The organism is Pseudomonas sp. PARCl1 (genome assembly GCF_947311875.1).
Classification (GTDB): Bacteria; Pseudomonadota; Gammaproteobacteria; order Pseudomonadales; family Pseudomonadaceae; genus Aquipseudomonas; species Aquipseudomonas juntendi.
The window spans coordinates 1-4,903 of the sequence record NZ_CAMZMX010000090.1; the positions used below are offsets into that span (position 1 = coordinate 1).

Genomic DNA, 4,903 nt, shown 5'->3' on the forward strand with positions numbered 1-4,903 from the left:
CGCGGGATGGAGCAGCCTGGTAGCTCGTCGGGCTCATAACCCGAAGGTCGTCGGTTCAAATCCGGCTCCCGCAACCAGTTTCGAGAAAAGGCCACTGTTCACGCAGTGGCCTTTTTCTTTGCCCATGAAAAAGCGATTTTTCAAAAAGTCTCGGTAAATCAAAAAGTAGCGCTTGACACACACGCTGCAAACTGTAGAATTTGCCCCACTGACGCGGGATGGAGCAGCCTGGTAGCTCGTCGGGCTCATAACCCGAAGGTCGTCGGTTCAAATCCGGCTCCCGCAACCAGATTCAAGATAAGGCCACTGTAAACACAGTGGCCTTTTTCTTTGCGCTTGAAAAAGCGATTTTTCAAAAAGTCTCGGTAAATCAAAAAGTAGCGCTTGACACACACGCGGCAAACTGTAGAATGCGCACCTCTGACGCGGGATGGAGCAGCCTGGTAGCTCGTCGGGCTCATAACCCGAAGGTCGTCGGTTCAAATCCGGCTCCCGCAACCATATTCGTCAGAACAAACCCCGCCTGTGTAACAGCAGCGCGGGGTTTGTTGCGTTTGTCTCCTGCCACTCGTATGCCCGGGTCTACCGACCCAACCTGCGGTGTTGAGGGCTCATCCTCTGGATGAACTATCTTTAACGCTGCCGGACGACTGCAAGTCATGTTGTCCGGAGTAATATCCGGATACGTTTTCCAAAGGGACTTTCACTTGGCCGCACCTCTCCTTCACCTCGCGCTGCTTGCCCGGGGCAATTCATGACTACGCACAACCCCGAACCCCAGGTACCGCTCGCCACGGTGCTGCCAGGTGCGGTACAGCGCCTGCCGTTGCTCGAACGCCTGAGCCGCTACCGCCAGCCCATCGGCCTTGCGGTAACCCTGCTGCTGTTCACCATGGCCCTGATCGCTTGCCGCCACTTGCTCAGCGAGCTGGACATCTACGCCTTGCACGACGCCATGCTCAGTGTGCCGGCGCAGTCGCTGCTGGGCGCTTTTGTCGCGACGGTGGTCGGCTTCGTGATCCTGCTGGGCTATGAGTGGTCGGCCAGCCGCTATGCAGGGGTGAAGCTGCCGGCACCTACCCTGGTGCTGGGTGGTTTCAGTGCGTTCGCCATCGGCAACGCCATCGGCCTGTCGATGCTCTCGGGCGGCTCGGTGCGCTACCGCTTGTACGCCCGCCATGGGCTGGGCGCTGGCGAGGTCGCACGCATGACCGTTTTTGCCAGCCTGTCGCTGGGCTGCGCGCTACCGCCCCTGGCCGCCCTGGCGACCTTGAGCGATCTGCGGGCTGCATCCAGCGCACTTGGCCTGGCCCAGGGCCTGTTGGCGGGCATCGCCAGTGCGGTGCTGGTCGCCTCTGCCCTGCTGGTCATCGGCTTGTACCGTCGGCGCCTTGCCGAACAGCCACTGGCCAATAACCTGCTGGTGCAACTGGGGCGCCGCACCTTGCGCCTGCCGGATGCCCGCCTGACTGCCCTGCAACTGCTGATCACTGCACTGGATGTGGCAGCTGCCGCTACCGTGCTGTACCTGCTACTGCCCGAAGCGCCCCCGTTCGGCGCGTTCGTGCTGGTGTATCTGCTGGCCTTGGCGGCAGGTGTGCTCAGCCATGTACCGGGCGGGGTCGGGGTGTTCGAGGCGATCCTGCTGGCGGCCTTTGCCAACCAGCTGGGTGCGGCGCCGCTGGCTGCCGCATTGCTGCTGTACCGGTTGATCTACGTAGTGGTGCCGCTGCTGCTGGCCTGCGTGTTGCTGTTGGCCAACGAAGCCCGGCGCCTGCTGTTCGCCCAGCAGGCCATGAAGGCCGCCTCGGGCCTGGCTGCGCCTATCCTGTCGATCCTGGTGTTCCTGTCTGGTGTGGTGTTGCTGTTCTCCGGCGCCACCCCGGAAATCGACACGCGCCTGGAGCACATGGGCTTTCTGGTGCCACACCGGCTGATCGATGCATCGCACTTCGGCGCCAGCCTGATCGGCGTGCTGTGCCTGCTGCTGGCCCAAGGCCTGCGTCGGCGCCTGTCGGCCGCCTGGATGCTGACAATCGTATTGTTGCTGGTCGGTGCCCTGCTGTCGTTGCTCAAAGGCTTCGACTGGGAAGAGGCCAGCCTGCTGACCTTTACTGCCACCTTGCTCGCCATGTTCCGGCGCTCGTTCTACCGCCCCAGCCGGTTGATGGAGCTGCCCTTCTCGCCGGTATTTCTGGTTGCAAGTGCCTGTGTTGTCGGGGCCTCGGTGTGGCTGCTGCTGTTCGCCTACCAGGATGTGCCCTACAGCCATCAGCTGTGGTGGCAGTTCACCCTCGACGCCGACGCCCCCCGTGGCCTGCGCGCCGCCATGGGCAGCGCCTTGCTGTTGGCGGCCCTGGCACTGACCTGGCTGCTGCGCACCGCACCACCGGTGATCCACCTGCCTGACGAAGAAGAACTGCAGCGTGCCAACCGCATTCTGCTGGCTTCCGACCAGCCTGACGGCGGCCTGGCACTCACCGGCGACAAGGCCTTGCTGTTCCACCCACGGGACAATGCCTTCCTCATGTACGCCCGGCGCGGCCGTAGCCTGGTGGCACTGTACGACCCGATCGGGCCGGCCCAGGAACGGGCCGAGATGATCTGGCAGTTCCGCGACCTGTGCGACCTGCACCATGCGCGGCCGGTGTTCTACCAGGTACGCGCGGAAAACCTGCCGTTCTACATGGACATTGGCCTGACCGCGCTGAAACTGGGTGAAGAGGCCCGGGTCGACTTGCGCCGCTTCGACCTCGAAGCCAAGGGCAAGGAAATGAAAGACCTGCGTTATACCTGGAACCGCGGCGGACGCGATGGCCTGAGCCTGGAAATCCACGAGCCTGGCCAAGCCCCATTGGCAGAACTGAAGGAAATCTCCGATGCCTGGCTCGGCGGCAAGAACGTACGCGAGAAAGGCTTCTCGCTGGGGCGCTTCAGCCCGGACTACCTGCAGCACTTCCGGATTGCCCTGATTCGCTTCCAGGGCCGCCCGGTGGCCTTTGCCAACCTGCTGGAAACCCACAGCCACGAACTGGCCAGCCTGGACCTGATGCGCGCCCACCCCGAGGCCCCCAAGCTGACCATGGAGTACATGATGATCGGCTTGATCTTGCACTATAAAAGCCGTGACTACGGGCGCTTCAGCCTGGGTATGGTGCCGCTCTCCGGCCTGCAGCCACGGCGTGGCGCGCCATTGACCCAGCGCCTGGGCTCACTGGTGTTCCGCCGTGGTGAGCAGCTTTACAACTTCCAGGGGCTCCGGCGCTTCAAGGACAAGTTCCAACCGGACTGGGAACCCCGCTACATGGCCGTGCCAGCCGGGCTCGACCCGCTGGTGGCACTGGCCGACACTGCCGCCCTCATTGCTGGCGGCCTGACTGGATTGGTGAAACGTTGATGACCCGACGCTATTGGCTGTACCTGCTGGTTCCCCTGTTGCTGGCTGCCCTGGGTGGCGGGCTGGCGTTCTGGCTGTGGACGCGCCCTGCCCCAGAGGCGCACCTGGAACAAATGAGCATCAATGACACCCCCATTACCCGGGTGACGCCAGGCGTGCACCCCAAAGTCAGCGTGGCCATCGGCGTGCCTCAGGACCAGGCGCTGAGCGACAAGCAACTGCTGGACCTGGCCCAGGCTGGCGAAGCGCAGCTGGTGCAGGTGATCCTGCCACCGAACGATTGCAGCAAGCAGCAACAGGCGCTGGACCAGGCCCTGAAGCAATTGCCGGCAAAACCCGACGTGGTCGCCGGTATCGGACCTGGTGCCGCCCAGGCCTGGCGCTGGCTGGCCGGGCAGAGCGATGACAAGGCCCGCGCCATTTCCGTAGGCTTTGCCCTTGAGCAGCCCGGCTGCCAGGCGCCGTTGCCCAAATCGGCGGCGCATGGCCACTGGAGCGTGGCCTGGAACGACAACCCGGACGACGCCAGCGCCGCCTTCGTGCGTGACCAGGCCAATGCCGAAACCAGCATCAGCGATTACGACATCCACCTGCCGCAGGTGCTCAAGGCGCAACTGACCCAGGCCTTGCTCGGCCGCGATGGCAACGCGCTGCCAGTCCCGGTAGTCGAGGTGCCGGCCGGGCAAACCACCGATACCGTCACCCTGTTCCTTTCCGGCGACGGCGGCTGGCGCGACCTGGACCGTGACGTCGCCGGCGAAATGGCCAAGCTGGGCTACCCGGTGGTCGGCATCGACACGCTGCGCTATTACTGGCAGCACAAAACCCCCGAGCAAAGCGCTGCCGACCTGTCCGAACTGATGCAGCACTACCGCCAGAAATGGGGCACCAAGCGGTTCGTGCTTGCTGGGTATTCATTCGGGGCCGATGTACTGCCGGCGATCTACAACCGCCTGCCGGCCGAAGACCAGCAGCGTATCGACGCCGTGATGCTGCTGGCCTTTGCCCGCAGCGGCAGTTTCGAGATCGAAGTGGAGGGCTGGCTGGGCAAGGAGGGCCAGGAAGCGCCAACCGGGCCGGAAATGGCCAAGCTGCCTGCCTCCAAGGTGGTGTGTGTGTATGGCGTCGAGGAAGCTGACGAAAGCGGCTGCACCGATGGCACGGCTGTTGGCGAGCGCATGAAGCTGCCCGGCGGCCACCATTTCGACGAGAACTACCCGGCGCTGGCCAAGCGCTTGATTGGTGAGATCGAGACTCGCCAGGGCAAGGCAAGCGTGGCTGAGCAGAACTGACAAAAATCGGGGCCGCTTTGCGGCCCATCGCTGGCAAGCCAGGCTCCCACAGGGATCGCCTTAGGGCTGACAGGTGTTTGCCACAAGGTATGGCAGCGCCTGTTAGCGCGAGCGCCGCCCGCGCGGCGCAATCGCGAGCTGCGCTCGCTCCTACGTTTGTTTCGGGCCAGTAACGCCTGTGACAGGCGCGCGCGGCCGCCTTGTTTGTACGGCG

Annotated in this window: 2 protein-coding genes and 3 tRNA genes; all 5 read left to right on the plus strand. The window is 63.8% G+C overall.

Going from position 1 to position 4,903, the window contains the following annotated elements:
• A tRNA-Met gene (locus QME24_RS24530) sits at nucleotides 1-77 on the plus strand.
• 135 nt (nucleotides 78-212) lie between these two features.
• Nucleotides 213-289, plus strand: a tRNA-Met gene (locus tag QME24_RS24535).
• A 135-nt stretch (nucleotides 290-424) separates the two neighbouring features.
• Nucleotides 425-501, plus strand: a tRNA-Met gene (locus QME24_RS24540).
• Between the two features lie 253 nt (nucleotides 502-754).
• Nucleotides 755-3,397: a bifunctional lysylphosphatidylglycerol flippase/synthetase MprF gene (mprF, locus tag QME24_RS24545; RefSeq protein ID WP_275000049.1), complete on the plus strand. Its 2,643-nt coding sequence runs from the start codon at nucleotides 755-757 to the stop codon at nucleotides 3,395-3,397.
• Entirely contained in the window at nucleotides 3,397-4,689 is a 1,293-nt protein-coding gene (locus QME24_RS24550) for an AcvB/VirJ family lysyl-phosphatidylglycerol hydrolase (RefSeq protein WP_232892529.1), read from the plus strand. The genes mprF and QME24_RS24550 overlap by 1 nt, the downstream gene beginning before the upstream one ends.
• Nucleotides 4,690-4,903: the final 214 nt, after the last annotated feature.

Coding starts and splice junctions, on each gene's coding strand:
- mprF (WP_275000049.1), top strand. CDS start 755: ATGACTACGCACAACCCCGAACCCCAGGTACCGCTCGCCACGGTGCTG.
- QME24_RS24550 (WP_232892529.1), top strand. CDS start 3,397: ATGACCCGACGCTATTGGCTGTACCTGCTGGTTCCCCTGTTGCTGGCT.